The sequence below is a fragment of the Arthrobacter sp. Soc17.1.1.1 genome (assembly GCF_036867195.1).
Taxonomy (GTDB): domain Bacteria; phylum Actinomycetota; class Actinomycetes; order Actinomycetales; family Micrococcaceae; genus Arthrobacter_D.
In genome coordinates this window covers 3,741,259-3,767,733 of sequence record NZ_JBAJII010000001.1, presented here as the reverse complement: position 1 = coordinate 3,767,733, position 26,475 = coordinate 3,741,259, and the positions used below count along the sequence as shown (strand labels likewise).

Below are 26,475 nucleotides of genomic sequence, written 5' to 3'. Positions count from 1 at the left end.
GAAAACCTCTCTTGGCTGCACTGCTCGCGCTCGGAAAGGTCCGTCATCCACAGAGTTGTACACATGTCGTGGATAAACGGACCGCAGCCAAGACTAGAGGATGAAAAGTGCAGAAGATAGCGGACTGGAGCGCCCCGGCGGACATCGTGAACGGACTCACACGGTGCCTCCGGGCCGGCGTGTAGTGTGTCTCCGGCACCAGTTGTCCACAGGGTGGTGGAAAACCAACCCACAGGCTGGTGACAGCGAGTTTGACGCCCCCGAGTCGCGTCCCCTAACGTTATGTAGTCCAACATGTCTGCATTTCGCATGCCATCACAGGTGTTCCCGGGTACTAAGAGGCCTCGGGATGTGACAGCTCCAGCGCGAATGTCGGATGTACACCTTCATCGCGTCAGTCTGTTCTTCCCCCTTGTTGCAATGGGCCGGACGCATCTCAAGATCGTTCTGGAGTAACTACAGTGAGCAAGCGGACTTTTCAGCCGAATAACCGCCGTCGTGCCAAGAAGCACGGTTTCCGTCTTCGCATGCGCACCCGCGCTGGTCGTGCCATTCTGTCGGCACGCCGCGGCAAGGGCCGTACCGAACTCTCGGCATAAGCGGTTCCTCCCACGCCATGCGTCCTTCGGGTGATCGCGTCGGCACCGGGTTCCTAGCCTCGGCAGACAGGACCCCGCAGTGCTTCCGATGATCCACAGGGTGCGGACGGCAGCGGATTTTGCACGTATCGTACGTTCCGGCGCCCGCTCAGGGCGCCGGAACGTTGTGCTATACGGCGCCAGGACCTCGGATTCCATGCCCTCGCGCGTCGGTTTCATCGTCGGCAAGAACGTCGGGAACGCCGTCACGCGCAACCTCGTTAAGAGAAGGCTCCGCCATGCCTCGGCGGAGTGGGTAGCCGCGCATCCCGCCGGGTACGACGTCGTGATCCGTGCGTTGCCGGCGGCAGCGGACAGCGACTGGCCCGCCCTGCGGAAAGACTTCACCGGCTCCCTGGCCGCGGTGGTCCGCAGGCTCGAAGGACCCGACACGGCGGAAAGGCAAGGCAGAGTATCGTGAGGAGCATCGCTGCCAGTGCATTGTCCTTCCTCATCGGGCTGCCCCGCCTGGCCGCGATCGGACTGCTGATCGCGTACCGGAAGGTCGTCTCTCCGCTGTACGGGCCGGTGTGCCGGTTCTACCCGAGTTGCTCCGCCTACGCACTCGAGGCCGTGACCGTTCATGGCCTCGTGCGTGGATCCTGGCTCGCCTCCAGGCGGCTTGTCCGCTGCAACCCCTGGAACGACGGCGGTGTCGACCACGTACCCGTCGGTTCCAGGACCTTCCCGGCGGGGAAGGTCCCCTCGATTGTTGTGTTGAACCATCCGGTGATCCCGGCCGATGACGAAAGCCGCCCGGCGGCTTGAGGAGCTAACTGATTATGGGTTTTTTTGAGACGATCCTGGCACCGTTCCGGTGGCTCGTGTCGTGGATCATGTTCATGTTCCACGAGGGGTTCACCTTCCTCGGGATGGACCCGGCATCCGGCTGGACCTGGGTGCTGTCGATCGTCGGGCTCGTCGTCGTCATCCGTGCGGCCCTGATCCCCGTGTTCGTGAAGCAGATCAAGGCGCAGCGCGGGATGCAGGCGTTGCAGCCCGATCTGCGGAAGCTCCAGCAGAAGTACAAGGGCAAAACGGACCAGCTCTCCCGCCAGGCGATGACGCAGGAGCAGATGGCCCTGTACAAGAAGCACGGGACCAACCCGTTCGCGGCGTGCCTGCCCATCCTGATCCAGATGCCGTTCTTCTTCGCGTTGTTCACGGTGCTCAACGGAATCTCCCGGGCCAGCGAGGAAGGTACCGAGATCGGTGCCCTGTCCCCGGAGTCCGTCCGACAGTTCGATGATGCGACGATCTTCGGCGCCCCCCTCTCCTCGACCTTCCTCGGCAGCTTCGGCGACAACCTGAACATCAGCGTGGTCATCCTGTCCGTGATCATGATCATCGCGATGACCGCGTCGCAGTTCATCACGCAGAAGCAGATCATGGCGAAGAACATGTCCGAGGAGGCCATGCAGAGCCCCTTCATGCGTCAGCAGAAGATCATGCTCTACATCCTCCCGCTCGTATTCGGCATCGGCGGCATCAACTTCCCGATCGGCGTCCTGGTGTACTGGACCACCACCAACGTGTGGACGATGGCCCAGCAGTTCTACGTCATCCGCAGGATGCCCACCCCCGGGTCACCGGCGGCCAAGGCACTCGCGGAGCGCCGCGCCAAGAAGGGTCTTCCTGCGGTCCCGCTCCTGGGTGAGCGGAAGACCGAGCCGGCCATCGAGACTGTTCCGGAACCCCGGGTCCAGCGGGTCCAGCCCCAGCGCAAGAAGAGGAAGAAGCGATGACGGTAGAGAACGAAGAGCACACTCCTGATCTCAGCGGTCCCGAGTCCGACGACGACGTCGCGGCCGGTGGCGAGGCGAAGCCTTCGCGGCTCGACGAGGAGGGCGACGTGGCTGCCGACTACCTCGAGGAGCTGCTCGACATCGCCGATATCGACGGCGATATCGACATCGAGGTGCGCAGTGGCAGGACCTACATCTCGATCGTCTCCGAGGACACCTCCGACGCCGGCCTGAGCTCGCTCGTGGGCCATGACGGCGAGGTGCTGGAGGCTCTGCAGGAGCTCACGCGCCTCAGCGTCCTCACGGCCACGGACTCCCGCTCGCGTCTCGTGCTCGACGTCGACGGCTACCGCGACCGCCGTGGCCGCGAACTGACGAAGATCGCCGAGGACGCCGTCGCCGAGGTGAAGGAGACGGGTGAGGACGTCGCGCTCGCTCCCATGTCTGCGTACGAACGCAAGATCGTGCACGATGTCGTCGCGGATCTCGGTTTCGTGAGTGAGTCCGAAGGCGAGGGTGCCGCCCGGCAAATCGTCGTGTCTCCCAGCGATGACTGAGGAACCACTGCCGGTCACCGGGTTCCCCGAGCCCTCCGCCGAGGAGTCGGCCGCCGCGGAGGCGGTCTTCGGAACGCAGCTCCCTGTGGCGCGAGGGTTCGTCGCCCACCTGGCGTCGTCGGGGATCGAGCGCGGCCTCCTCGGACCGCGGGAGGTCCCACGCCTGTGGGGCCGGCACGTCCTCAACTGTGCGGTCGTGGCGGATCTGATGGCACGGGATGCCTCCGTGGTCGACGTCGGCAGTGGTGCAGGACTTCCAGGACTGGCGATCGCCATCGCCCGGCGCGATCTGCAGCTCCATCTGGTGGAGCCCCTGGAACGGCGCGTGACCTGGCTGAACGAGGTGGTCGAAGACCTCTCCCTCCCGAACGTGTCCGTCCACCGGGCACGGGCCGAGGAGATGGTCGGGAAGATCACCGGCGACTACGTCACCGCGCGTGCCGTCTCGGCACTCTCCACGCTCGCCGGATGGACGATACCCCTGACGAAAGCCGGAGGAGAGGTCCTCGCCATCAAGGGACGCAGCGCGGGTGAGGAGATCGAGAAGGCACGCAAGGTCATCCGCAAGCTCGGTGGCGGAAGCCCGGAGATCCTCACGGTCGGTGCATCCGTGCTCCCCGAGCCGACGACCGTCGTCCGCATTCCCGTACGTATCCCCTGATCCCCGCGTCCCGTGGGAACGGTGCTGCACCCGAACCGTGACGGTACTTGCGGCTACCCTTGTATCTAACGACGTCTGGCATGTGAGAGTGAGTTACCGAGTGACCATCAAGGACGCCCCCGCGACCAAGCCCGAGCCCCTGTTGGTGTCCGGATCCCCGCTCGCTGTGGGTCTCCGCGAAATCCAACCGGGAATGTTTGCTGATCCGGCGAACACGGGTGTGGTTTCACGTGAAACTGAGCCCGCCGCCTCGGGAGCCATCGACGCCCCTCCCTCGAAGAAGCAATCCAAGGGCAGGAGCGTCATGGAAACGATGGACGACTCCTCGCCGCTGGGCCGGGAGCTGGCCAGCGAGGCGAAGCGGAGGGAGAAGCTGCTGGGCAAACCTCTGCCCAAGCCGGGCAGCACCCGCATCATGACCATCAGCAATCAGAAGGGCGGGGTGGGCAAGACGACGACGACGGTCAACATCGCCGCCGCCCTGGCCACCGCCGGGCTGCAGGTACTCGTCATCGACATCGACCCCCAGGGGAACGCGTCCACCGCACTCAACATCGACCACCACGCCGATGTCGACTCGATCTATGACGTGCTGATCGACGACGTGCCCCTGGCCGACGTCGTTGCCCCCTGCCCCGACGTGCCGAATCTCATCTGTGCTCCGGCGACGATCCACCTGGCCGGCGCGGAGATCGAGCTCGTGTCACTGGTGGCTCGCGAGCAGCGGCTACGCCGGGCGATCGACGTCTATGCGAAGGGACGCGAGGAAAAGGGCGAGCCGAGGCTGGACTTCGTCTTCATCGACTGCCCTCCCAGCCTCGGTCTCCTGACCGTCAACGCATTCGTCGCGGCGAAGGAGGTGCTCATCCCGATCCAGTGCGAGTACTACGCCCTCGAGGGTCTGAGTCAGCTCCTCAAGAACATCGAGATGATCCAGAAACACCTCAACGCGGACCTCGCCGTGTCGACGATCCTGCTGACCATGTACGACGGGCGGACGAACCTCGCGGCGCAGGTGGCGGCCGAGGTGCGCGAGCATTTCCCCCAGCAGGTGCTCAAGGCGGTCGTGCCCCGATCCGTCCGGATCTCGGAGGCACCCAGCTACCAGCAGACGGTCATGACGTACGACCCGTCCTCGAGCGGGGCACTCTCCTACCAGGAAGCGGCGGCGGAGATCGCCTCCCGCTCGTAACACTGCACCCTGGTCCAGCTGTCTGGCTCGACCACCAAGAAGTCGAGGTGGGGCGGTGCTCCACCGATCGGAAGGAATGACATGGCGGAAAAGCGCCGAGGGCTCGGTCGAGGATTGGGAGCGCTCATCCCGAGTGCTCCGGTCGAGGAGACGTCCGACCCGGTCGAAGCCCAACCCGTTGCCCAGCGGGACGATCCTGCGCCGAGGACGACCGACGCGCCACGAAAGCAGGGCGGCCGTCCTGTCGACCTGTTCTTCGAACGTGTCACCGAGGACGACGTCGCAGAGCAGCCACGGTCCTATTCGTCGGCACTTCGCAGTGGAATCAACAAAAATGTCCTAGAGGCTCAAACCAAAAGAGTTGGTAAAGCTCCTGCACGCAAGTCCGGTGGTACTCGAAGCAGTGCGCAGGATTCCAACGGCTCGAAGGCCGAAGCCTCTCCTGCCGTGGTGCCGGAAGAAGTTGTGGACGGATCATCCGTCGGCCGGGCCGATGAGCGACCGACGGCCCCGGCCGAGGTCGACCCCGCAGCGTCGATGGCTGTGACCGCCTCGCCGTCCGATCGTGGCGCGAAGGTATCGCCCCAGGCGCCAGGCGGAGATCAGCAGGATACAGAAGGAGGCGTAGACCGCGGCGCCGATCACGCTGACGCGAACGAGGGCGCAGTTTCACGTGAAACGCGGGCGAAGGGCGCGGCAATACTCACTGAGCCTGCAGATGCCGGCCCCAAGACTGTCGATACCCAGGGCACCGGCGACGACACTGTGGGTCTGATCCAGGTTCCTGGCGCCACCTTCGCCGATGTGCCGCTCGACAGCATCCACCCCAACCGGAAGCAGCCCCGGGTCGAGTTCAACGAGGACGAGCTCGCCGAGCTGGTGCATTCGATCCGCGAGATCGGCGTGCTGCAGCCCGTCGTCGTGCGTCCCTCCCAGGAGGACGGCGAGCACTCCTACGAACTGGTGATGGGAGAGCGCCGTTGGCGGGCCTCGCGTGAGGCGGGAATGACGAGCATCCCGGCGATCATCAGATCGACGCTGGATGACGATCTGCTCCGCGATGCGCTGCTGGAGAACCTCCACCGGAGCGCGCTCAATCCACTCGAAGAAGCCGCCGCCTATCAGCAGCTACTCGACGATTTCGGGTGCTCGCACGATGAGCTCGCCGGCCGGCTCGGGCGATCGAGGCCGCAGATCTCGAACACGCTGCGGCTGATGAAGCTCCCCCCACTGGTTCAGCGGCGGGTTGCGGCCGGTGTTCTCAGTGCCGGCCACGCACGCGCGCTTCTCGGTCTGGGCGACGCCGCGGAGATGGAGAAGCTGGCGCAGAGGATCGTGGCCGAGGGGCTGTCGGTGCGGTCCACGGAGGAGATCGTCGCGCTGAGTGGCGGGCTTCGGCGCGCAACCAAGCAGAGCGTTCCGAATGCCGGAGCACGCCACGAGCGGCTCGACTATCTGGCTACGTCGCTCTCGGATCGGTTGGATACGAATGTGAAGATCACCCTGGGAGCCAAGAAGGGGCGGGTCAGTATCGAGTTCGCCAGCGTTGATGACCTGAATCGCATCATCGGGGTGTTGTCCCCAACGTCCGACTGAGACGAAGCGAATTCAAGGGGCTGTGTTTCACGTGAAACACGGCCCCTTCTCGATGCGCGGGTTGCGATAGCGGGACAGCGCCTCAAGGGCACGCGAATTCCCTTGGCGCAACGAGCCTGGCGTCGTGGATGTAGTACCCCCTGGATTTCGGATTTTTGCCGGTCTGGCCCGTAGCCGTGGCTCGTACGCGGTCGGCATCGCTCGAACTGCCCGAGGCTGACGTTCCGCCGCCGAATACGTTAGATGGCTCATGGCTCATGGCTTTACAGCTTCGCTCGGAAGGCGGTGACCCTGCAGGGTATCCCGGTGATTCACTTGTCCAGTTGTTTCACGTGAAACGTGGCAACACCGGACGACGGCACAGGCGATTGTGCCTAACAAAGCAGCAGCTCGTCCTCGCGATGATTCATCACCGAGGCAGACCTCATGGATCCTTCAGCCGCGAAGTTTCCGCTTTCTCGGTGATGAGAGGAGTAGCGCTGTCCAGAGCCCGCGAGTGAAGCCGGAGAGAAGCACCCGGCGAGCAGCTCGGGCGCCCGTGGACCACCAGCTTCCAATCGCGGGCTTGGGGTATTTCACGTGGAACGCGAGCCCTCCGTGCTTCACCCTCTCAGGAGCGCGTCCGGCTTCTCAGCATGAGAGCGGGTTGAGCAGCAAGGGCTCCAGCGTCCGCTACTTCATTCTTGTAGCAAGGGAACCCGTCTGGCCTGTCTGGGGGTTCGTGTCCGCTCGCTTTGTGATCGAGGCTCACCTCTAGGTTGGCTCCTCACCAAGATTCCCCAGCCGCCTCCTTTGCGCACCAGGCCTTGCCTGTCTCGCCTGTCGCCCGATTGCGCTCCGCCCGCCTCGCTACACGGTGCGCGGGCCGGCTGAACCGCTCGGTGGGGATCTGCGTCTCCGCGGCCGTGGAATTCTCGAAGGGATACATAGGAGCACCCGGTTTCACGTGGAACAGGCGCCCGCCCGGGCGCTCTTCAACGCTGAGGCACGCCTCTCGCTAACCCGTGATCTTCGTTCCTATTCGGCTCTCCACGATCGCGGGTCATTCTTGGGAAGCCGCCCGGTGCGGTGTCGAGGGGCTTCCGGCGATCCAGCGGTTCGACGCTGCTATGTGACCGCAATGACGGCAACGTTCGACTTGCCCACGCGCCGGGTTCGAGGAGGAGCCGATGGCACGGCGGTTCGAAGGACGGGGTCTTTCGGATGGAATGATCCCGCGCTGATCCCGACATCCCGCGCTTTACGGTCGGCTCATGGGCACCAGAGTGGGCGTGAGTGTTTCCACCTGGGGCTCAGCGCTCTCCTAGGTATGCGCCACCAGGCTGCGCCTTGAGCGGCACCCAGATCGCCGGGGCGAGAAGTTCGCCACCCAGTAGCGCCGGGCATCGGACCGCGATAAAGGAAACTCACGTCACCACGGCAAGCAGCGGCGGAGGTTTCACGTGAAACGAGGACAGACCTGCTGAAGAAGCGGATCACCGCAGATCGCACTGTAGGACTGATGGATTGTCACGGCTGGGTCTATCAGCGCCTCGCGCTCCATTAGCGGCCTGCACGCCACGCTTCAACCGCAGCATCAGGCAACCCATTCTGGTCTGGTAGCACCGAATATGTCAGCCAATCAGCGGCACGGAGTTGCAAAGGTACCACGACGCCTCCTCCGCTCGACGGAGAGTATGGATGGTTGACCGGCCAACCGCGAAAGGGACACGGTCCGCGGTGCCCGGCAGCCGAGCCCGCCCCGGTCCAAGCCCGTGCGGTCTGGTCGGTCATGAACATGGGAGACGGGTGCCGTTTGTTCCACGATTTCTGGAGCGCGTCCGCATAACGACGAGGTACGAGTTACTCCACGGCGGTCGCCATGAAGCTTCCGGCGCAGGGTGCTGGCCCTGGCGGCCGTCCAAGCGGGATAGGCAATGTCCCCGGGCGATGAGCAACGGAGATTGGTTGCGGCCAGTGTGTGATGAAGGGTTCGATGATCCTGGACCGCGGAGCGCCGACGTTCCGCCGGCACATGCGGCAGTGAGCGGACGGCCGTGTGCTGCGTCCCGTCAGTGGAGAGTGAACGATGATCGCGTTGTTGACCGTAGAGAACCGGGTTCGGGCGAGAAGCCTGTGTCGGCGGTATCGGGCATGCGGCGGTGGTCCTGCGAGCTGGCAGAGGTGCTCGAGAGCCGACATCCACTGAAGCCGTCGTCGAGGGTTTCACGTGAAACACGACCGTGGTCCCGCAGTCGTCGGATGGGATGTTGCGGGCGGAGCCAGATGAAGTGACAGGTCCTTACCGCCTCCGGCAGCCATCCGCCCGCTGCCCACACCCGCGACGGGACAGTGTGTCAGCAGTTCTGCGTGAATCGTCCCCCTAGGGCAACCGTCGGCGGACACCGGTACATCGATCTCCGCACATCAAGGGCTCCGCCTATCCGCCCCACCATTCTCCTCCGCACACGGAAAGAGCCCGCCGGAATCCGACGGGCTCTTTCCATGAATACGCGATCAGTTGATGAACGCGGCGAACTCCTGCTCGAGGATCTGCTTCGGCTTGGCGCCGATCGAGGTGGCAGCGACCTCTCCGCCCTGGAAGACGTACACGGCCGGGATGGACGTGATGCCGTACTTCGCGGCGATGGCGGGATTGTCGTCGACGTTGACCTTGACGACGTCGACCTTCTCCGCGTGCTCGGCAGCGATGTCATCGAGGATGGGAGAGAGCATGCGGCAGGGGCCACACCACTCGGCCCAGAAATCGACGATCACTGGCTTGCTGGACTGCAGGACGTCGGCGTCGAACGACGCGTCGGTCACATCCTTTGCGTTGCTCATTGTCTTGCTCCTTGGGGTTGGTCGATCAGAGGGACGCTGATTCGGAGACTGCTTCGGCCGGAGGGGTGGGAACCCGTGCGGCCGTCTCCGAGAGGTTGACGGTGTCGGCGAGGTAGTGCTCGACGTCGAGGGCTGCAACACACCCGCTACCGGATGCCGTGATGGCCTGGCGGTAGGTCGGGTCGATGACGTCGCCTGCCGCGAACACGCCGGGGAGGGACGTCTTGGAGGTGCGGCCCTGGACGGCGATGGTCCCCTCGCTGGTCAGTTCGAGCTGGTCCTTCACGAGGTCCACACGGGGGTCGTTGCCGATCGCGACGAAGATGCCCGTGACCTCGATGTCGCTCGTGGTCCCGTCGACGGTGCTCGCCACCTTGACGCCCGTGACCTTCTCGGCGCCGTGGATCCCGACCACTTCGGAGTTCCACAGGAAACGGATCTTCTCGTGTGCGAACGCTCGGTCCTGCATGATCTTCGAGGCTCGGAGGGTGTCCCGGCGGTGGATCACGGTGACGGAGCGGGCGAACTTCGTCAGGAAGAGGGCTTCCTCCATGGCGGAGTCACCGCCACCGACGACGGCGATGTCCTGGTCGCGGAAGAAGAAACCGTCGCAGGTGGCACACCAGCTGACACCGTGGCCGGAGAGCCGCTTCTCGTCGTCGAGCCCGATCTCGCGGTACTCGGAGCCCGTGGAGATGATGACGGCCCGCGCGAGGAACTCCTCGCCCGTGGCGATGGTCAGCTTCTTGATGTCGCCGGAGAGGTCCGCCGAGACGACGTCCTCGTACAGGATCTCCGTACCGAAGCGACGAGCCTGCTTCTCGAACTGCTCCATGAGGTCCGGACCCATGACGCCGTCGGCGAAGCCGGGGAAGTTCTCCACGTCGGTGGTGTTCATGAGCTCACCGCCGGCCTTGACGGAACTCGCGATCAGGATGGGCTTCAGGTTGGCCCGGGCGGTGTAGACCGCTGCGGTGTAACCGGAAGGCCCGGATCCGACGATGACGACATCGTGGATCTTCGGCTCCCCGGAGGGGCTCCCTGCAGGGGGCGTGTCCAGCTGGACGTCGGTTTGCATTGTCACGTGTTCAAAGACCTTTCTGTCTTCTCATGCGCTGATACGGCCGTGCGGGTCATACCTGCGGACACTTCCCTCAACGGCCTCATGGGCATGGATATTCCGTCCGGGGGTGCCGGTCGGACTCGATGCGGGTGGGGCGTCCGTGGGCAGGAGGTGGGTCAGGCGGTGGGTCAGCCGACCCGGATCTCGGCGACCCGGAGACCGAAGGGGTACTGGGCCTGGATGTTGAAGAGCCTGGGCAGCTGGGTGAAGTTGACGATGACGTAGCGTCCCGTCGGGGCACCGTCGGCGCCCTCGGGGATGGGGAGGGTCACGGTCGGTGCCGTGAAGCCGCTCTGGGCGACCTGCTGTGCGCCCTCGGGGGTGGGTCGGTCGTTGACGAGCACGGAGAAGCTGCCCCCGGCCCCGTTGAGCTGGTCGATGGAGACCTGCGAGATCGCGGATTCCTCCTCGAGTTCCACCACGAGGGCCAGGCTCGAGGCCAGGCCGCCGAAGGTGTCGCTCGCGTACACCTGGTTGCCCCAGAAGGTCGTGGGATTGCCGTCGATGATCAGGGGCAGGTTGGTGTCGTTGGCGGCGTCGAGCGCCTGGTTGTCCGGCACCACGCGCGTGATGCCCGAGATGACGGGAGGTACGGCCTCCGCCGAAGGCTCGGCCGAGGGGGTGGCCGACGGTGGGGTGGTCGGGTCCGCCGTGGCGGCTGCGCTCGTCTCCGGGTCCGCACCGCTGTCAGCGACAGGGTTCCCGCCGAAGATGGAGCCGATCTGGGTCGCGGCGAGGACGACGGCGACCACCAGGACGATGCTGAGCACCACGCCCACGAGGACACGGGTGAACTTGCGGCCCCCGGAGTCGTCACCGTCGTATTCGTCGACGTGATCGGCGTCGTCGTGACCATCGGATGCAGGATCGAACGAGGGGTCGTCCTTGTGCTCGGACTGGGGGAAGAGCGAGGCAGCCCGGGCGGGGCGCTGAGCGGTGACGGCTGACGCTGCTCCTACCGCGCCCGCACCGGCGACCGCGGCCCCGACCTGATGTGCGCCCTGACGCTCGTCCCGGGTCGCATCCTCGTCGCGGGAGTCATCAGCGGAAGCTCCACCCGGTCGGCGACTCGGGGGCGGGGGCACGAGATGCGCACTCGCACGACGCTCGGCTGCGGGTTCCGCAGCGACCGGAGGCAGATCGGAGGTCTCGTCGGGCTGCACTTCACCGGAACCCCGGCCGAACCGCCGCGTGAGACCGGTGCGGCGGGGCTTCCGCTCGTGGCGGACCTCCTCGTAGTCCTCGTCGTCGTCGTACGTCTCCGGCTCGGTGGACCGGGGGCGGCCGAAAATCTCCGAGCCGAGGGTGTCGGTGAAGAACGGCTCGATGTACGGGGCGTCCTCGGCCGGTGCCTCCTGCTGGACGATCAGGTCGAGCATGTCCGCTGCGGGGGTGCGATTGGTGACGAGGTAGGTGCCCGACTCGGTGATGCCGAGGTCCAGGACCTGGATGTTCTCGTTCCGGTCGCCGGTGGCCAGTTCACGGGCGCTCGCCGCCACCTGGGAGGCGTTGCCCGCCGATGCCACGAGGATGCTGACGGGCCGGTTGAGCACCTGGTCCACGCCGTCGAGCACGAGGTCCCTCTCAGCAGAGGCCAGTACGTAGGCGGTCACCTTGTAGCGACCACCCAGCACCGATCCGACGTCTACTGCTTCTGGCACGTGTTCCTCCCGGCCGACCATGGCTGATTTCTACCATGCTACCGGTCGGTCACATGTTTCCCGGGCTGGACGGCCGGGCGCCGCTCCGGCGGAATCTCGCGAGAAGAGGGGCCAGGAAGTCGTCCAGTTCGGTGATCCTGAGCAGTTTCAGCATCCCCAGGTAGACCACCGACATGACCAGGCCGCCGGCCGCGAGCACCACCACGGCGTTGAGCTTCGACTGCCAGACGAAGCCCGAGGCGTCATAGCCGCCGAACAGCCAGCTCAGCGCCGTACCGGCCGCGGCGGCGACGATGCCGGCGAGCGTGAGCCGCACATGGACGTCGAAGACGTGCCCTGCGCCGTAACCTCCGATGCTGCGGGTGAGGAAGAGGTGGCTGACGACGACGGCGATCACGTTGCCGAGGGAGTAGGCGGCCGCGAGCATGGGCACGATGAGCCGCGGGTCGAACATCCCCGCGACCAGGGCGAACACCACGCCGACGACGGACAGGATGAGCTGGATCTTCAGCGGTGTCTTGACGTCCTCGCTCGCGTAGAACACACGGGTGAGGAAGAAGTTGGCGCTGAGGAACGGTGCTCCCACAGCGAGGATCGCGATGACCACCCCGTTGATGGCCGCGATCTCGGGAGACTCGCTGAACAGCATGCCGAGGGGGCCCGCGAAGGCGAGCAGTGCCGCGGCCCCGAATACGGTTGCGACACCGATGATGCGCAGGCCCTGGGAGAGGGTGGCCCGGACGGACGGCAGGTCGTTGTCGGCGTACGCGGACGAAAGCTGGTTGAACATGACCGTGGCCAGGGACAGGGCGATCACGGCGTGCGGCAGCTGGTACACCATCGCGCCGATCTCGAGATTGGTCCATCCTGCGATCTGAACGGGCGGATCCTGTGCGAGGAACCTCTGCCGCGCGTCGGCGGCGATGGTGGCGACGCGCAGGTTCACTAGGTAGAGGCCGTTGCCGATGAGCATGGTGACGATCGTGACCGCTGCGAGCTTGCCGGTCCGGCCGAGCCCTGTTCCGCGCACGCCGAATCTCGGGCGCAGGCCCAGCCTCAGGCGCTTGAGCGGCACGAACAGCACGAGGGCCTGGATGATGATGCCGAGCGTCGTACCGCCCGCCAGGAGCAGGGTCTGCGCCGGGGTCCAGGTGTCCGGGCTGTGCCGTGCCGCCTGTTCGCCCCCCATGAGCACGATGAAGACCACCAGGAAGGCGATCGACACGATGTTGTTGACGACGGGTGCCCACATGTAGGGGCCGAAGGACCCGTTGGCGTTGAGGATCTGCCCGGTCACGGCGTAGATGCCGTAGAAGAAGATCTGCGGGAGGCACCAGTACGCGAAGACCGTGGTCAGGGCGAGGTTGGCGCCCGTGAAGCCCGTCGTCAGGGACACGATCACAGGGGCCGCGAGCGTCGCGAGCACGGTCAGCACGAGGAGGGCCGCGGCGGCGAGCGTGAGGAGCCGGCTGACGTAGTCCGCTCCGCGGTCGGGCAGGCGGCTCGCACGGATGATCTGCGGCACCAGCACGGCGTTGAACACGCCGCCGGCGAGCATCAGGTAGATGAAGTTCGGCAGGTTGTTCGCCGAGGTGAAGAGATCCGACACCTGACCGGAGGCACCGATGGCGGTCGCGAGCAGCGCCACCCGTACCAGGCCGAGGATCCGGGAGACGAGGGTGCCGGCCGCCATGATGGCGCTCGAACGGGCCGTCGACCCGTTGCGCGGGGCAGAGGGGTCGTCGCGGACCGGCGGACCGGCGTCCTGCAGGGGGGTCGAGGCTGTGTTGGTGTCAGACATCGTTCTCCATCGTCTCATCCGCGCGGGGACGATGACGGCGTACTGCACGAGCTCAGAGGTGCTCGGGCAGCACCTCGCGGGCCAGGTCGGCGATCCGGCGTTCGTTGGGGAAGGACAGTTTGCGGCCGAGTTCCTGCAGGGGGACCCAGGCGACGTCGACGGCCTCGTGGTCCGGGTCGTTCTCGATGGTGAGACAGCCGCCGGTGGCGATCAGCAAGAAATGATGGACGGTCTTGTGCACCCGGTGGCCGCTGACGGTGAACCAGTAGTCGATGCTGCCGAGGGCGGAGACGATCCTTCCCTCGATACCGGTCTCCTCGGCGATCTCCCGGACGGCCGCTTCCTCGCTGTTCTCCACGCCTTCCGGGTGGCCCTTCGGCAGGCACCACTCGAGGCGGCCGCCGCGGTTCAGGCGAGCGATGATGGCGACGTCGAGCGTCTCCCTCGTGGTGTCCACGACGATCCCGCCGGCGGACACCTCCTCCACCGTGGGCAGCTGGTGCTGCACGGCAGGCATACCCGTGGTCCCCATTGACACAGTCAAGGGAGTGCGCTTGGGAGCACTTGGAACGGGTCGGTCCATGCGTCCACTCTAACGATCTTTCAGGAGCGTCGATGACGGCGCGACGCGGTGGACGCCGGTTCGTACAGCTTCCGCGCGGGGCCGTGCGCGGTGTGGGAAACGGTGCCGATCTGGCACCCTTAAGGGACTATGGCGCACCTGCTGGACACTTCGACACTCACCGCACCCCTTCCTCCCGTGGTCCTCGAGGTCGGTGAACTCTTCGACGCCGCGGGGCATGAGCTCTCGCTCGTCGGGGGGCCGGTACGCGACCTGTTCCTCGGCAGGGTGTCGCCGGATCTCGACTTCACCACGGATGCCGACCCGGACCGGACCGTGGCGCTCATCAAGCGCTGGGCGGATGCCTACTGGGAGATCGGCCGGGCCTTCGGCACGATCGGCCTCCGCAAGGACGGCTACCAGATCGAGATCACCACCTACCGCGCGGAGGCCTACGATCCTGCCTCCCGGAACCCGACGGTCGCCTTCGGCACGAGCCTCGAGGAGGATCTGGTCCGGCGCGACTTCACGATCAACGCGATGGCGCTCAGGCTGCCCTCCCTCGAACTCGTGGATCTGTTCGGCGGTGTCAGGGACCTCCACGCGGGGGTCCTGCGCACGCCGGGCACGCCGGCGTCGTCGTTCTCCGACGACCCGCTGCGCATGATGCGCGCTGCGCGGTTCGTGTCCCAGCTGGGGGTGACCGTAGCTCCGGAGGTCGCCGAGGCCATGGGGTCGATGGCCGAGCGGATCTCGATCATCTCCGCCGAGCGCGTGCGCGACGAACTGGTCAAACTCCTGCGGGGCGCTGCGCCCGACGCCGGGATCGACGTGATGGTGGACAGCGGACTCGCCGACCATGTGCTGCCCGAGGTGGCCGCGCTGCGCCTCGAGACGGACGAGCACCACCGCCACAAGGACGTCTACCAGCATTCGCTGACGGTCCTGCGCCAGGCCTGCGCCCTCGAGACGGGCGACGACGGCCCGGTGCCCGCGCCCGACGTCGTCCTGCGGCTCGCCGCGCTCCTGCACGACATCGGCAAACCCGCCACCCGGAGGTTCGAGCCGGGAGGCGCGGTGAGCTTCCGCCACCACGACGCCGTCGGCGCGAAACTCGCGGCCAAGAGACTCCGGGCGCTGCGGTTCGACAACGACACCGTCAAGGCGGTCGCTCGGCTCGTGGAACTGCACATGCGGTTCTACGGCTACGGTGAGGCCGGGTGGACCGACTCGGCGGTGCGTCGCTACGTGAGCGACGCCGGTCCCCTCCTCGAGCGGCTCCACCGCCTGACCCGCTCCGACGTCACCACCCGCAACCGCCGCAAGGCCGAGCGTCTCTCCTTCGCGTACGACGACCTCGAGGCGCGGATCGCCGCGCTCGCGGAGCAGGAGGAACTGGCCTCCATCCGGCCCGACCTCGACGGCGAGCAGATCATGGCGCTCCTCGGCATCCGTCCCGGCCCCGTGGTGGGGCGCGCCTACCGGTTCCTCCTCGAGGAACGGATGGAGCACGGGCCCCACGACCCCGCACAGGCCGAATCCAAGCTCCATCAGTGGTGGAGCGAGCAGCCCGAATCCCAGGAGAACAGCCCATGACGCCGATGACTGGCGCAGCAGCACCCGATCGGACCCCCAGTGGCACGCCGCTGCCGAAGCTCTGGCTCCTGCGCCACGGCGAGACGGAGTGGTCCAGGGACGGCCGCTACACGGGACTCACGGATCTCCCGCTGACGCCTCACGGCGAGGAGCAGGCGCTCGCCGCACGCCGGCACCTCGAGGGGATCGACTTCGGCCTCGTGGTGACCTCGCCCCTGCAGCGCGCGGTCCGCACGGCGGAGCTCGCAGGGTTCCCCGACGCCGAGGTGCTGCCGTTCGCGCACGAGTGGGACTACGGCGACAACGAGGGCAGGAACAGCGCGACCGTGCGCGAGGAGAACCCCGGCTACCTCATCTGGAACGACGGCGTCCCCAACGGGGAGACCCTGGACCAGGTCTCGGAGCGGGCGGACCGCGTGATCGCCCGGGTGCAGGCCGGCTGCGGCACCCCCGCCGACCGCGATCCCGGTGCGAAGCCCGTGGAGAACGCACTCCTCGTGGCGCACGGCCACTTCCTGCGGATCGTCGCTGCCCGGTGGCTGCAGTTCGGGGCGATCGAGGGTCGCCGCTTCGTGCTCGGCACCGCGGCCGTCTGTGCCCTCGGCTGGGACAAGCGCACCCCGGCGATCGTGCACTGGAACCTCTAGCCGGCAGTCCTCAGCACCGAATTCGCACGTCCGGGAAATAATTGCGATCAATTCGCCCGAAGGTCTATCGCCGCACCCATTTCATGGGGTAGTTTGAGTGCTGTGCCATTGGGCCTTCCCAACTCGACCATCGAGGGAAGACCAGGCCGCCCGGCCGTACTATCGATGAAATGGAGGTGGAGATCGTGAATACCCTGCTCACCGGAGCCCTCGCCCGTAGCGCCGATCCCGCCTTCGTCATCCGTACGCACTAGGAAGCCGGCGCACCGGCACCAGCCGGCTGATCCCGTATCACCCCGCACCCGTGCGCGGCTTCCTCCCGTCATCCCCTTTTCCGGCGGCATTTCTTTCTTTCCGCCATTCCTAGCTCATTCCTGCCTGAATTCCACCTGGAGACTTTCGTCATGCCCGATTCCCGGCTCATTCCTGCCCAATTCCTCGATAAACCCGTACCACCCGTCCCGCCGATTCCGGCGCGGGGTGAATTCATCCTGAGCGGGGCCCTGACCCCGCTCCCGTCCGGCACCGACCCCGAGCAGGACCTGCAGGGGGTCCCGGCGGACCCCATGCCCGGCTTCCACCACCGGAGGGAGGTGCAGCTGATGTTGAGGAGGTGGAGGAATGGTCTCTCTCTGTGGGGGCGGATCCTCTCGGCACCGGCACCCGGTTCCCGGGAGGCCCGTGAGCGCCTGATGCTGCCGAACCACTCGATGTACATCAAGTGACCGTTCCCAGCCCCTGTCCCTATCGATCGGCGGAGCCCGCGCCTCCAGCGCGGGCTCCGCTGCGCCGGCTGGGCCTCGCCGCCCCGGCGCGGCTCGCTGGGCCGGGGCTCCTCCGTCGACGCAGGCACCGACCGGAATGCAGCGCGCCGGCGGTGCGTTGTAGGGTCGTGAGGTTGACTCGACCGGCGCCCATCCTGCCGGTCGGAGAGGAGAGGATGTGCCCGGCGTCAGGCGCGTAGCCATGCTGTCCCTGCACACCTCCCCGCTCGAGCAACCCGGTGCAGGCGATGCAGGCGGCATGAACGTCTACGTCAGGAGCACGGCGCTCGAACTGGCCGGCGTGGGGATCGACGTCGAGATCTTCACGCGGGACGCAGGAGAGGGCCGGCCCAGCCGCGAGACGCTGCACGACGGCGTGGTGGTCCACCACCTCGAAGCCGGGCCGCGCCGCCGCATCCCGAAAGAGACACTCCCGGGCCTCACCGGCACCTTCGCCGACGCGTTCACCGACGTCGCCGACCTGCTCGCGGACGGCCACTTCGACGTCCTGCACTCCCACTACTGGGTGTCCGGCGCCGTGGGCCTCACGCTCAGCCGGGAGATGAACCTCCCGCTCGTCCACACCATGCACACCATGGCGAAGGTCAAGAACCTGCGCATGAAGGCGATCGCCTCGCCGGAGCCGGCGGACAGGGTGGCCGGCGAACAGGACATCGTGGACGGCGCGGCACGCCTCATCGCGAACACCACCACCGAGGCCTCCGAACTGGTCTCGCTGTACGGGGCCGCAGCCGACAGCATCGACGTGGTGGCGCCCGGCGTCGACCTGTCCACCTTCCATCCCGGCGACCGGGACGCCGCGCGTGCCGGCCTCGCCGTCCCGCCGCACCAGTTCCACGTGGTGTTCGCCGGCAGGATCCAGAAGCTCAAGGGCCCGCAGGTGCTGGTCGCGGCGGCCGCCGAGCTCCGTCGGCGCCGACCGGACATCCCCCTCGCCGTCAGCATCCTCGGCTCGGGCAGCGGCTCCGAGGCGCTCGCGCTCCAGCCCGTCATCGACCACGCGGGCCTCACCCACGACGTGCGGCTCTACCCGCCGGTCACCGCGACGCACCTCGCCCAGTGGTTCAGGTCCGCCGACGCCGTGGTGATGCCGTCCTTCAGCGAGTCCTTCGGCCTGGTGGCCCTCGAGGCGCAGGCCTGCGGCACCCCGGTGATCGCCGCGAACGTGGGCGGGCTCCCGCAGGCCATCAGCGACGGTCGCAGCGGGCTCCTCGTGCACGGCCACTCCGCGCGCCGCTGGGCGGACGCCCTGGAACGGCTGTACGACGACGAGCAGCTCCGGAAGACGCTCGGCCAGGGTGCCGCGACCCATGCGCTCGCGTTCGGCTGGCAGCGCACCGCCCTGCTGACGGCGCAGAGCTACCGCACGGCCGTCGACCGTTTCTCCCCCGCCGCCGCGCGCTGAGGCGGCCCCCGGTGGCCCCTAGGATGGAGGGGTGAATGCCGCAGAGCTTGCCGACTACCTCGACTCCGTCCGCATCACAGGCCAGGTGGCCACGCCGCGGCAGGACAACCTCAGGCACATGCGCCTGTTCCTCGAGGGCGACGAGCACCTCGGGTTCGGCGTGGAGCTCACCCGGCCATGGAGCTTCGACGACGTCTTCGACCTCATGCACGAGCGCGTGGGCACGAGCCCGGACCGTGGACACACCGACGGCCAGGACACCATCGACGCGGAGAGATGCGTCGCGGCCCTGGACCGCCTCGCCGACCGCCTCGGTGCGTCTGCGCGCCGGGGCGAGCGCATCCTCTTCGCCACCGGCCATCCGGCGGGCCTGCTGCCCGTCCACGCGGCCTTCGCCCGTGCCGCGGCCGCCGCGGGGGCCGACGTCGTGCAGGTCCCCGAGGGGCGGCGCTTCGGAGCCGGCGACATCCGCCAGGTGTTCGGGGTCCTCGTCTGGCACCAGCACGGCGGCCTGATGCACACGCACTTCCCCGACCCCATGCGGCTGAGCCTCGAGACACTCGCCGAGCACGGCCTCGCGGCTCCGGACCTCGTGGTCGCCGACCACGGGTGGGCGGGACAGGCCGCGTCATCGGGGATCCCCACCCTCGGCTTCGCCGACTGCAACGACCCCGGGTTGTTCGTGTCCGAGGCGCAGGGCCAGGTGGAGGTGGCCGTCCCGCTCGACGACAACGTCTGCCCCGGACTGTACGCACCGCTCATCGCCTACGTCCTCGAACGTGCCGGGCTTCCGGCGGCATGACGGTGCGCGCTGGTAGGTTGACCGCATGAGCGATCTCGAGATTGCCCGCGCCGCCGCGGTCCAGCCCATCGAGGACATCGCGGACGCGGCAGGCATCCCGCGGGAGGCGCTCGAGTTCCACGGGCGCTTCAAGGCGAAGATCGACCCCCGCCTCCTGCCCGACCGCGGGACACGCGGAAAGGTGGTCCTCGTCACCGCCATGAGCCCGACCCCCGCCGGCGAGGGCAAGTCCACCTGCACCGTCGGGCTCGCCGATTCACTCGCCCGGGCCGGCCGCCGCGTCATGATCGCGCTCCGCGAGCCGTCCCTGGGGCCCGTCCTCGGCATGAAGGGCGGGGCCACCGGCGGTGGCTACTCGCAGGTGCTGCCGATGGACGAGATCAACCTGCACTTCACGGGCGACTTCCACGCCATCACGTCGGCGAACAACGCCCTCGCCGCGCTGATCGACAACCACATCCACCAGGGCAACGAGCTCGGCATCGACCCGCGTCGGATCACGTTCAAGCGCGTCCTGGACATGAACGACCGGGCGCTGCGGGAGGTGGTGATCGGTCTCGGCGGTCCCGCGCAGGGCACGCCGCGCCAGGACGGCTTCGACATCACCGTGGCGTCCGAGATCATGGCGGTGTTCTGCCTGGCCACCGACCTGGACGACCTGAAGCGGCGGCTCGCCGACATCACGTTCGGGTACACCTTCGACCGCACGCCGCTGACCGTCCGCGACCTGCGGGTCGAGGGGGCGCTGGCACTGCTGCTCAGGGACGCGCTCAAGCCGAATCTCGTGCAGACCATCGCCGGGACGCCCGCCCTCGTGCACGGCGGGCCGTTCGCCAACATCGCCCACGGCTGCAACTCCGTCATCGCCACGCAGACGGCCCGGCGCCTCGCGGACATCGTGGTCACCGAGGCGGGCTTCGGCGCCGACCTCGGCGCGGAGAAGTTCATGGACATCAAGGCGCGGGCGGCCGACGTTGCGCCGGACGCCGTCGTCCTCGTCGCCACCATCCGGGCCCTCAAGATGCACGGGGGCGTCGCGAAGGCGGACCTGGCGCATGCGGATCTCGATGCCCTCCGCGAGGGGACCGCGAACCTGCTCCGCCATGTGCGGAACATCGAGAAGTTCGGCGCGTCGCCCGTCGTCGCCATCAACCGGTTCGCCACCGACGCGCCGGAGGAACTCGACTGGCTGCTGGCATGGTGTGCCGGGGAGGGCATCGACGCCGCCGTCGCCGACGTGTGGGGGCAGGGAGGCGGCGGGCCCGGCGGCGACGATCTCGCCGCGAAGGTGCTCGCCGCCCTCGAACGGCCCGTCACGTTCGCGCACCTCTACTCCCTCGACCTGCCCGTCGAGGACAAGATCCGGATCATCGTCCAGGAGATCTACGGCGCGGACGGCGTCGACTTCTCCGTGCCCGCCCTGCGCCGCCTCCGGGAGATCGAGGCGAACGGCTGGTCCGGGCTGCCCGTGTGCATGGCGAAGACGCAGTACTCCTTCTCCGACGACGCGAGCCTGCTCGGCGCCCCGAAGGGCTTCATCGTGCACGTCAGGGACCTCATCCCGAAGACGGGTGCGGGGTTCATCGTCGCCCTCACGGGCTCGGTCATGACCATGCCCGGACTGCCGAAGGATCCCGCCGCGCTCCGCATGGACGTGGACGGTGAGGGGAACGCCGTCGGGCTGTCCTAGGCGTGCGACCCGGCGCGCGGGCGGGAGCCGGCGGGCCGCCGGGGCCGGACCGTGAGGTAGACGGCGGCGACGGCGGCGGCGACGAGCGCCGCGGTGCCCCATGCCGTGCCGGGGTCGCTGCCCAGCAGCGCCGGAATGGACCGGGACGGGACGGTCGCCGCGAAGAGGAAGGCGATGAGGAGCCCGAGGTAGCTGCCCGCCATGTTCAGGGCGTGGGCCCGGATGTCCCGGCGCACCGCCGCCAGGATCCCGAGGCTCACCGTGACGATCGTGAGCGCCGAGAGCCCGTGCAGCCAGCTGAAGTGCCCGTCGGACACGATCCAGAAGCTGCTCACGCAGACGTAGTACATCGACGCCGCCCAGGTGTAGCCGAGGAGGTGGTGCGTCCGGTCGCGGCGGCGGCGGAGGATGTTGATCGGTCCGACCAGCAGTGCGTACAGCGCGGCGAGCACGTGGGTCACCAGAAGCGGGGTCCAGTCCATATCGGAAGGATAGTTGTACTATCCGGTATTGGGTATCCGGATAGTACCCGTGGGATCGCCTATCCCGTGGCGGTCGATCCAGGAGGAGGGGTCATGCGACTCGCGCGGCTCAGTGAGGTGTCGGGCACCAGTCCCGCCAGCATCAAGTTCTACCTGCGGACCGGTCTCCTGCACCCGGGAGCGGTGATCAATCCGACGAGGGCCGACTACGACGACGGGCACGTGCGGCGGCTGCGCCTGATCCAGGGCCTGCGATCCACGGTGGGCCTAGGCCTCGAGGACATCCGTCGCATCACCGACGCCCTGCCGGGCGCCGAGGACTCGCCGGCGGAGCGGCTGGCGCTGCTCGCCACGGTGCAGTCGGTGGTCCTCCGGCTCGACGGCGCTGCGGGTGCGGCCTCCGCCGGGGGTGACGCGCTGGTCCGGGCGATGGCCTGGCCGGACGAGACCAGCGAGGCACGCGGGGCCGTCGACCGCCACCTCGCGGTGATGGATGCGGCCGGCGTGGGGGTGGGCGCCGAGGTCCTCGAGGCCTACGGGCGGGCGGCGGACGCGATCGCCGACGTCCAGCTCGCCGCGACCGACCTGCAGGATTCCGTGGAGGATGTCGTGCTGACGGCGGCCGTGGGCATCCACCTGCACAACCAGCTCATCCTGAAGATCATCGCCCTCGCCCAGGCCAGCCGATCGATCAGGCGCTACGGCTCCGCCGGGGCCCCGGACGCGGCAGGGCCGGGACAGCCGTAGCGTGTCCCGGCCCTGCCGTACGGAATCGGTCCTGGCGGTCGGACCCGCCGGGCCTAGCGGTCGATCTCGCCGCGGATGAAGGCTTCGACCTTCTCGTGGGCGATGTCGTCCGCGTACTGCTCCGGCGGGGACTTCATGAAGTAGCTGGACGCGGAGAGGATCGGGCCGCCGATACCGCGGTCCAGGGCGATCTTCGCCGCACGGATCGCGTCGATGATCACACCCGCCGAGTTCGGGGAGTCCCAGACCTCGAGCTTGTACTCGAGCGACACGGGGGCGTCGCCGAAGTTGCGGCCTTCGAGGCGCACGAAGGCCCACTTGCGATCGTCGAGCCACGCCACGTAGTCCGACGGGCCGATGTGCACGTCGTCGGCGCGCAGCTCGGCCTTGACGTTGGAGGTCACGGCCTGCGTCTTCGAGATCTTCTTCGACTCGAGGCGGTCGCGCTCCAGCATGTTCTTGAAGTCCATGTTGCCGCCGACGTTCAACTGGTACGTCCGGTCGAGGGTGACACCGCGGTCCTCGAACAGCTTCGCCATCACGCGGTGGGTGATGGTGGCACCGATCTGGCTCTTGATGTCGTCGCCGACGATCGGGATGCCGGCAGCGGTGAACTTGTCGGCCCACTCCTTGGTGCCGGCGATGAAGACGGGCAGGGCGTTGACGAACGCGACGCCGGCGTCGATGGCGCACTGGGCGTAGTACTTCGCGGCGTGCTCGGAGCCGACGGGCAGGTAGCACACCAGGACGTCGGCCTTCGATGCCTTGAGCTGCGCGACGATGTCGACGGGCTCCTCGTCGGATTCCACGATCGTCTCGCGGTAGTACTTGCCGAGGCCGTCGAGGGTGTGGCCGCGCTGCACGATCACACCGGTCGGCGGGACGTCCGCGATCTTGATGGTGTTGTTCTCACTGGCGCCGATGGCCTCGGCGAGGTCGTGGCCCACCTTCTTGCCGTCGACGTCGAACGCCGCGACGAACTGCACGTCCCCCACGTGGTACTTGCCGAACTCGACATGCATCAGTCCGGGGATGGAGCCCGATGCGTCCGCGTCCCGGTAGTAGTGCACTCCCTGCACCAGCGACGCGGCACAGTTGCCGACTCCAATGATTGCCACGCGAATGGGGTTCTGTCCCACAGTTCTCCTCGAAAGCCGTTGAATATGCCCCGCCCGTCATCGCCCCAGTGCGGTCGGCAGGAAATGCCAGTCTACGTTCCGTTTCCAACTCCGCTGCGTGCTCATGCATTCCTTGCCCTCCCGGCCCGCATGCGTCAAGCCCGCCCCGGGCCGGCGGACCGGTGGATGCCATCGACGGCTAGGCTCGGAGGATGACCTCGGGTGCGGGACGACGCGGACCGTACCGCATCAGCATCCCGAGCCGGGCCGACCCGCTGCTCCGCCGGCTCGTCGAGGGAGTCGGCGGACCGCTCGGCCGGCACTCCGATCCGGGGCGTGTGTCACCGCACCGATTCACGGTGGAGCGTGTGCTCATCCTCCTCACGGTCCTCTCGGCCGTCCTCGCGGTGATCGCCAAGAATCCCTGCCGGCTCACCGGATGGAGGGCACCCGACTACTTCTACCGCGCGTGCTACTCGGACTGGACCGAGCTCTACCAGAGCCGGGGACTGGGCGAAGGCATCCGCCCGTTCATCACACCCGGTGCCCTCTTCGAGTACCCCGTCCTCCTCGGCCTGCTCGCGTCCGCCATGGCGTTCCTCGTGGATCTGATCGCCGGGGATGCGGCGTCCGCGACGGCGTCGCTCGTGTACTTCGACGTCAATGCCGTGTTCGTCGCCGCGGTGTGGATCCTGACCGTGCTCGCGACGCTCCGGCTCGCCGGTCGACGCCCCTGGGACGCGGCGATCGTCGCGGCCTCGCCGGTCATCATCCTCTCCGGCACGATCAACTGGGACCTGTGGGCGGTTCTGCTGGCGACGGCGGGCATGCTCGCCTTCGCCCGCGACCAGCCGGTGCTCGCGGGCGTCCTGTGGGGGCTCGGGACGGCGGTGAAGCTCTACCCGGTCCTGGTGCTCGGCGCGGTCCTGGTCCTGGCGATCCGCACCGGCAGGTACGGGCCCTGCGTGGCTGCCTTCGCAGGCCTCACCGTTACCTGGCTCGCGGTGAACGTGCCCTTCCTGCTCCGCGACCCGGCTGCCTGGGGCTACTTCCTCACCTTCTCCGAGACGCGCGACGCCGGGTTCTCCTCGGGCTGGTACGTGTACAACGCGCTCGCCCGCGAGGCCGGTGCCCCCGTGCTCTCCCCGGACGCCGTCAACACGGGGGCTGCGGCCCTCTTCGCGCTCGCCTGCCTGGGTATCGCGGTCCTCGCCTTGCGGGCACGACGGCGTCCCCGCCTGGCGTCGCTCGCCCTCCTGATCGTCGGCGCCTTCGTGCTGTGCAACAAGGTCTACTCGCCGCAGTACGCCCTCTGGCTCGTACCGCTGATCGCGCTCGCCGTACCACGCTGGCGCGTGGTCCTGGCTTGGCAGCTCGTCGAAATGCTCCACTGGTGGGCCGTGTGGCTCTATCTCGGGGCCCGGACGAGCGGGGGAGTGCCCGAGCACAATCTCGGACTCGGGCTGTATGCCTGGGCGGTCGTAGCTCATATACTCATGACGGCATACGTAGTGGGCGTCGTGGTGCGGGAGATCCTCGATCCGCACCGCGACATCGTGCGGCGCATCGGCATCGACGATCCGCAGGGCGGGCCGTTCGACCGGGCGCCGGACCGGACGACCTTCCACCGCAGGCGCCGCCCGCAGGCATCCGGGTCCGGCAGCCCTTCTCGGCTAGGGTTGCAGGACCACCGTCACCGACCAGCGGAAGATCACCAGTGAGCGCAGCACCCCTGACCTACACCCTCCTCGACGCCGACGCCTTCGAGGGCCTGGCCGCTGCCCATCCGGACGTGGTGATCCCCCTGGAGCAGTCCCCGCAGTGGATCGGGTTCGAGCGGGCCCTCGGACGCGCGCCCCTCGGTATCTGGGCGTACACGGACGCAGCAGGGGCCATCGTGGCCACGGCGAGCTTCGTGCATGTGGTGCGCCGGTTCAGGGAGTCCGTGGTGGTGGTCAACGGCCCGGTGTGGTTCACCGAGCGCACGCCCGCCGCCGAGCGGCTGCTGATGGAGACCGTGCGGGAGCAGTTCCGGGAGCACCCCGCAGTGACGCCGCTGTACGCGCGGATGCAGGTCGCCACCCTGCAGGCGCCGGCCACCGGGCCCATCGAGCACGGGTGGTACGAGCGGGAGATCGTCGTGGACCTGACGCCGAGTGAGGCGGATCTCCTGAAGGGCTTCCGCCCGAACGCCCGCAACAGCATCCGCCGGGCACAGCGCAACGGCGTCGAGGTCAGGAACATTCCCCGTGAGGAATGGACGGGGGTGTTCGCGGCCGAGCTGTTCCCGATCATGCAGGAGACCGCGGCACGGGACGGCTTCCAGGCCTTCGACTCCTCCTACTACGAGACGCTGCTGACCGAGCTCGGCGACCACCTCCGGCTCCTCGTGGCCTACCGCGACGGGGTGGCGCTCAGCTGGCTCATCACCACCGAGTACCGCGGCTACTCCGTGTACTACTTCGCGGGCAGCACCCTCGAGGCCCGCTCCACGTTCGCGCCCTACCTGCTGCTGTGGGAGGCGTTCCGCGTGCTGAAGGCCGCCGGCAACACGGCGTGCGGGCTGACGGGGATCGCGAGCGAGAACTACCCCGGCCTCGCGAACGTCACCACCTTCAAGCGCAACTTCTCGAAGAACGTGGTGGTGGTCCCCACCACCTACGACATCCCCCTGGATGCTGTGCGCTACACGGCCGTCGCCTCGCTGCTCGCCGCGCGCCGCGCTGCACCGGCCGTCGCACGGGCCGCCGTGCGGCGCGCCGCGGGTCTCCCGTGGCGTATCGGGGGGAAGCGGGACGCGGTCGGTGCGTCCGCCGGGCACAGCTAGCAGGGCCCGGCGGGGAC

At 67.7% G+C, this 26,475-nt stretch carries 23 protein-coding genes; 16 read left to right on the top strand and 7 right to left on the bottom strand.

The annotated features are described in order from the left end of the window. Nucleotides 1-461: 461 nt before the first annotated feature. From rpmH to V6S67_RS17605, 8 genes are all read left to right on the top strand, one after another. Nucleotides 462-599, top strand: coding sequence for a 50S ribosomal protein L34 (gene rpmH, locus V6S67_RS17640; protein WP_022892375.1), 138 nt, complete (start codon nt 462-464; stop codon nt 597-599). A gap of 88 nt (nt 600-687) precedes the next feature. Then, the gene (rnpA, locus tag V6S67_RS17635; protein WP_334211637.1) at nt 688-1,059 is read left to right on the top strand and encodes a ribonuclease P protein component; all 372 of its coding nucleotides are present in this window, start codon (nt 688-690) and stop codon (nt 1,057-1,059) included. After that, nucleotides 1,056-1,406 carry a membrane protein insertion efficiency factor YidD gene (yidD, locus tag V6S67_RS17630; protein ID WP_442884840.1) on the top strand — a complete coding sequence of 117 codons (351 nt, stop codon included), beginning with the start codon at nt 1,056-1,058 and terminating at the stop codon, nt 1,404-1,406. Before rnpA ends, yidD begins: the two co-directional genes overlap by 4 nt. A 14-nt stretch (nt 1,407-1,420) precedes the next feature. Then, entirely contained in the window at nt 1,421-2,383 is a 963-nt protein-coding gene (gene yidC / locus V6S67_RS17625) for a membrane protein insertase YidC (RefSeq protein ID WP_334211475.1), read from the top strand. Then, entirely contained in the window at nt 2,380-2,940 is a 561-nt protein-coding gene (locus V6S67_RS17620; protein WP_334211474.1) for a Jag family protein, read from the top strand. Before yidC ends, V6S67_RS17620 begins: the two co-directional genes overlap by 4 nt. Beyond that, entirely contained in the window at nt 2,933-3,601 is a 669-nt protein-coding gene (rsmG, locus tag V6S67_RS17615; protein WP_334211473.1) for a 16S rRNA (guanine(527)-N(7))-methyltransferase RsmG, read from the top strand. Before V6S67_RS17620 ends, rsmG begins: the two co-directional genes overlap by 8 nt. Nucleotides 3,602-3,794: 193 nt before the next feature. Beyond that, nucleotides 3,795-4,793, top strand: a complete 999-nt coding sequence (locus V6S67_RS17610; RefSeq protein WP_334211472.1) for a ParA family protein — start codon at nt 3,795-3,797, stop codon at nt 4,791-4,793. 450 nt (nt 4,794-5,243) lie between these two features. Continuing rightward, entirely contained in the window at nt 5,244-6,389 is a 1,146-nt protein-coding gene (locus V6S67_RS17605; RefSeq protein WP_442884891.1) for a ParB/RepB/Spo0J family partition protein, read from the top strand. Between the two features lie 2,496 nt (nt 6,390-8,885). Here the strand turns inward: V6S67_RS17605 and trxA are convergent. From trxA to V6S67_RS17580, 5 genes are all read right to left on the bottom strand, one after another. Continuing rightward, on the bottom strand, nt 8,886-9,212 hold the full coding sequence (gene trxA, locus V6S67_RS17600) for a thioredoxin (protein WP_334211470.1): 327 nt from the start codon (nt 9,210-9,212) through the stop codon (nt 8,886-8,888). Nucleotides 9,213-9,237: 25 nt separating this feature from the next. Further along, on the bottom strand, nt 9,238-10,290 hold the full coding sequence (trxB, locus tag V6S67_RS17595; RefSeq protein ID WP_334211635.1) for a thioredoxin-disulfide reductase: 1,053 nt from the start codon (nt 10,288-10,290) through the stop codon (nt 9,238-9,240). Between the two features lie 173 nt (nt 10,291-10,463). Continuing rightward, nucleotides 10,464-11,996, bottom strand: coding sequence for an ABC transporter substrate-binding protein (locus tag V6S67_RS17590; protein WP_334211469.1), 1,533 nt, complete (start codon nt 11,994-11,996; stop codon nt 10,464-10,466). 49 nt (nt 11,997-12,045) lie between these two features. Then, a complete protein-coding gene (gene murJ, locus V6S67_RS17585; RefSeq protein WP_334211468.1) occupies nt 12,046-13,797 on the bottom strand; it encodes a murein biosynthesis integral membrane protein MurJ in 1,752 nt (583 codons plus the stop codon). A gap of 52 nt (nt 13,798-13,849) precedes the next feature. Then, entirely contained in the window at nt 13,850-14,329 is a 480-nt protein-coding gene (locus tag V6S67_RS17580) for an NUDIX hydrolase (protein ID WP_334211467.1), read from the bottom strand. A 180-nt stretch (nt 14,330-14,509) separates the two neighbouring features. On the opposite strand from V6S67_RS17580, the gene V6S67_RS17575 reads away from it, so the two are divergent. The 5 genes from V6S67_RS17575 (at nt 14,510) to V6S67_RS17555 (ending at nt 21,284) form a co-directional block, all read left to right on the top strand. Next, nucleotides 14,510-15,955: a CCA tRNA nucleotidyltransferase gene (locus tag V6S67_RS17575; RefSeq protein WP_334211466.1), complete on the top strand. Its 1,446-nt coding sequence runs from the start codon at nt 14,510-14,512 to the stop codon at nt 15,953-15,955. Further along, nucleotides 15,952-16,602: a histidine phosphatase family protein gene (locus V6S67_RS17570; protein WP_334211465.1), complete on the top strand. Its 651-nt coding sequence runs from the start codon at nt 15,952-15,954 to the stop codon at nt 16,600-16,602. The genes V6S67_RS17575 and V6S67_RS17570 overlap by 4 nt, the downstream gene beginning before the upstream one ends. 942 nt (nt 16,603-17,544) lie before the next feature. After that, complete coding sequence (gene mshA, locus V6S67_RS17565; protein ID WP_334211464.1) at nt 17,545-18,792, top strand: D-inositol-3-phosphate glycosyltransferase; 1,248 nt, start codon at nt 17,545-17,547, stop codon at nt 18,790-18,792. A gap of 31 nt (nt 18,793-18,823) precedes the next feature. After that, a complete protein-coding gene (locus V6S67_RS17560) occupies nt 18,824-19,594 on the top strand; it encodes a phosphatase (protein ID WP_334211463.1) in 771 nt (256 codons plus the stop codon). Between the two features lie 25 nt (nt 19,595-19,619). After that, complete coding sequence (locus V6S67_RS17555) at nt 19,620-21,284, top strand: formate--tetrahydrofolate ligase (RefSeq protein WP_334211462.1); 1,665 nt, start codon at nt 19,620-19,622, stop codon at nt 21,282-21,284. On the opposite strand, the gene V6S67_RS17550 is transcribed toward V6S67_RS17555, so the two are convergent. Then, the gene (locus tag V6S67_RS17550; RefSeq protein ID WP_334211461.1) at nt 21,281-21,766 is read right to left on the bottom strand and encodes a DUF2306 domain-containing protein; all 486 of its coding nucleotides are present in this window, start codon (nt 21,764-21,766) and stop codon (nt 21,281-21,283) included. The genes V6S67_RS17555 and V6S67_RS17550 overlap by 4 nt on opposite strands. 93 nt (nt 21,767-21,859) lie before the next feature. Here V6S67_RS17550 and V6S67_RS17545 point away from each other — a divergent pair, with 93 nt between their 5' ends. Then, nucleotides 21,860-22,513, top strand: a complete 654-nt coding sequence (locus tag V6S67_RS17545) for a MerR family transcriptional regulator (RefSeq protein ID WP_334211460.1) — start codon at nt 21,860-21,862, stop codon at nt 22,511-22,513. A gap of 53 nt (nt 22,514-22,566) precedes the next feature. Here the strand turns inward: V6S67_RS17545 and V6S67_RS17540 are convergent, their stop codons facing one another. Next, a complete protein-coding gene (locus tag V6S67_RS17540) occupies nt 22,567-23,652 on the bottom strand; it encodes an inositol-3-phosphate synthase (protein WP_334211459.1) in 1,086 nt (361 codons plus the stop codon). Nucleotides 23,653-23,843: 191 nt separating this feature from the next. Between V6S67_RS17540 and V6S67_RS17535 the strand changes: the two genes are divergently transcribed. Both V6S67_RS17535 and V6S67_RS17530 read left to right on the top strand, forming a co-directional pair. After that, on the top strand, nt 23,844-25,352 hold the full coding sequence (locus V6S67_RS17535) for a glycosyltransferase family 87 protein (protein WP_334211458.1): 1,509 nt from the start codon (nt 23,844-23,846) through the stop codon (nt 25,350-25,352). Beyond that, nucleotides 25,349-26,458 (top strand): lipid II:glycine glycyltransferase FemX, encoded by a 1,110-nt coding sequence (locus V6S67_RS17530; protein WP_334211457.1) that lies wholly within the window; start codon nt 25,349-25,351, stop codon nt 26,456-26,458. Before V6S67_RS17535 ends, V6S67_RS17530 begins: the two co-directional genes overlap by 4 nt. Nucleotides 26,459-26,475: the final 17 nt, after the last annotated feature.

Excerpts from the sequence above, each read along its gene's own strand:
- V6S67_RS17610 (WP_334211472.1), top strand. The coding sequence starts at position 3,795 with ATGTTTGCTGATCCGGCGAACACGGGTGTGGTTTCACGTGAAACTGAG.
- V6S67_RS17575 (WP_334211466.1), top strand. The coding sequence starts at position 14,510 with ATGGCGCACCTGCTGGACACTTCGACACTCACCGCACCCCTTCCTCCC.
- V6S67_RS17550 (WP_334211461.1), bottom strand. The coding sequence starts at position 21,766 with ATGGACTGGACCCCGCTTCTGGTGACCCACGTGCTCGCCGCGCTGTAC.
- trxB (WP_334211635.1), bottom strand. The coding sequence starts at position 10,290 with ATGCAAACCGACGTCCAGCTGGACACGCCCCCTGCAGGGAGCCCCTCC.
- V6S67_RS17580 (WP_334211467.1), bottom strand. The coding sequence starts at position 14,329 with ATGGGGACCACGGGTATGCCTGCCGTGCAGCACCAGCTGCCCACGGTG.
- murJ (WP_334211468.1), bottom strand. The coding sequence starts at position 13,797 with ATGTCTGACACCAACACAGCCTCGACCCCCCTGCAGGACGCCGGTCCG.
- V6S67_RS17535 (WP_334211458.1), top strand. The coding sequence starts at position 23,844 with ATGACCTCGGGTGCGGGACGACGCGGACCGTACCGCATCAGCATCCCG.
- V6S67_RS17620 (WP_334211474.1), top strand. The coding sequence starts at position 2,380 with ATGACGGTAGAGAACGAAGAGCACACTCCTGATCTCAGCGGTCCCGAG.
- rsmG (WP_334211473.1), top strand. The coding sequence starts at position 2,933 with ATGACTGAGGAACCACTGCCGGTCACCGGGTTCCCCGAGCCCTCCGCC.
- V6S67_RS17555 (WP_334211462.1), top strand. The coding sequence starts at position 19,620 with ATGAGCGATCTCGAGATTGCCCGCGCCGCCGCGGTCCAGCCCATCGAG.
- rnpA (WP_334211637.1), top strand. The coding sequence starts at position 688 with ATGATCCACAGGGTGCGGACGGCAGCGGATTTTGCACGTATCGTACGT.
- trxA (WP_334211470.1), bottom strand. The coding sequence starts at position 9,212 with ATGAGCAACGCAAAGGATGTGACCGACGCGTCGTTCGACGCCGACGTC.
- V6S67_RS17545 (WP_334211460.1), top strand. The coding sequence starts at position 21,860 with ATGCGACTCGCGCGGCTCAGTGAGGTGTCGGGCACCAGTCCCGCCAGC.
- V6S67_RS17570 (WP_334211465.1), top strand. The coding sequence starts at position 15,952 with ATGACGCCGATGACTGGCGCAGCAGCACCCGATCGGACCCCCAGTGGC.
- yidC (WP_334211475.1), top strand. The coding sequence starts at position 1,421 with ATGGGTTTTTTTGAGACGATCCTGGCACCGTTCCGGTGGCTCGTGTCG.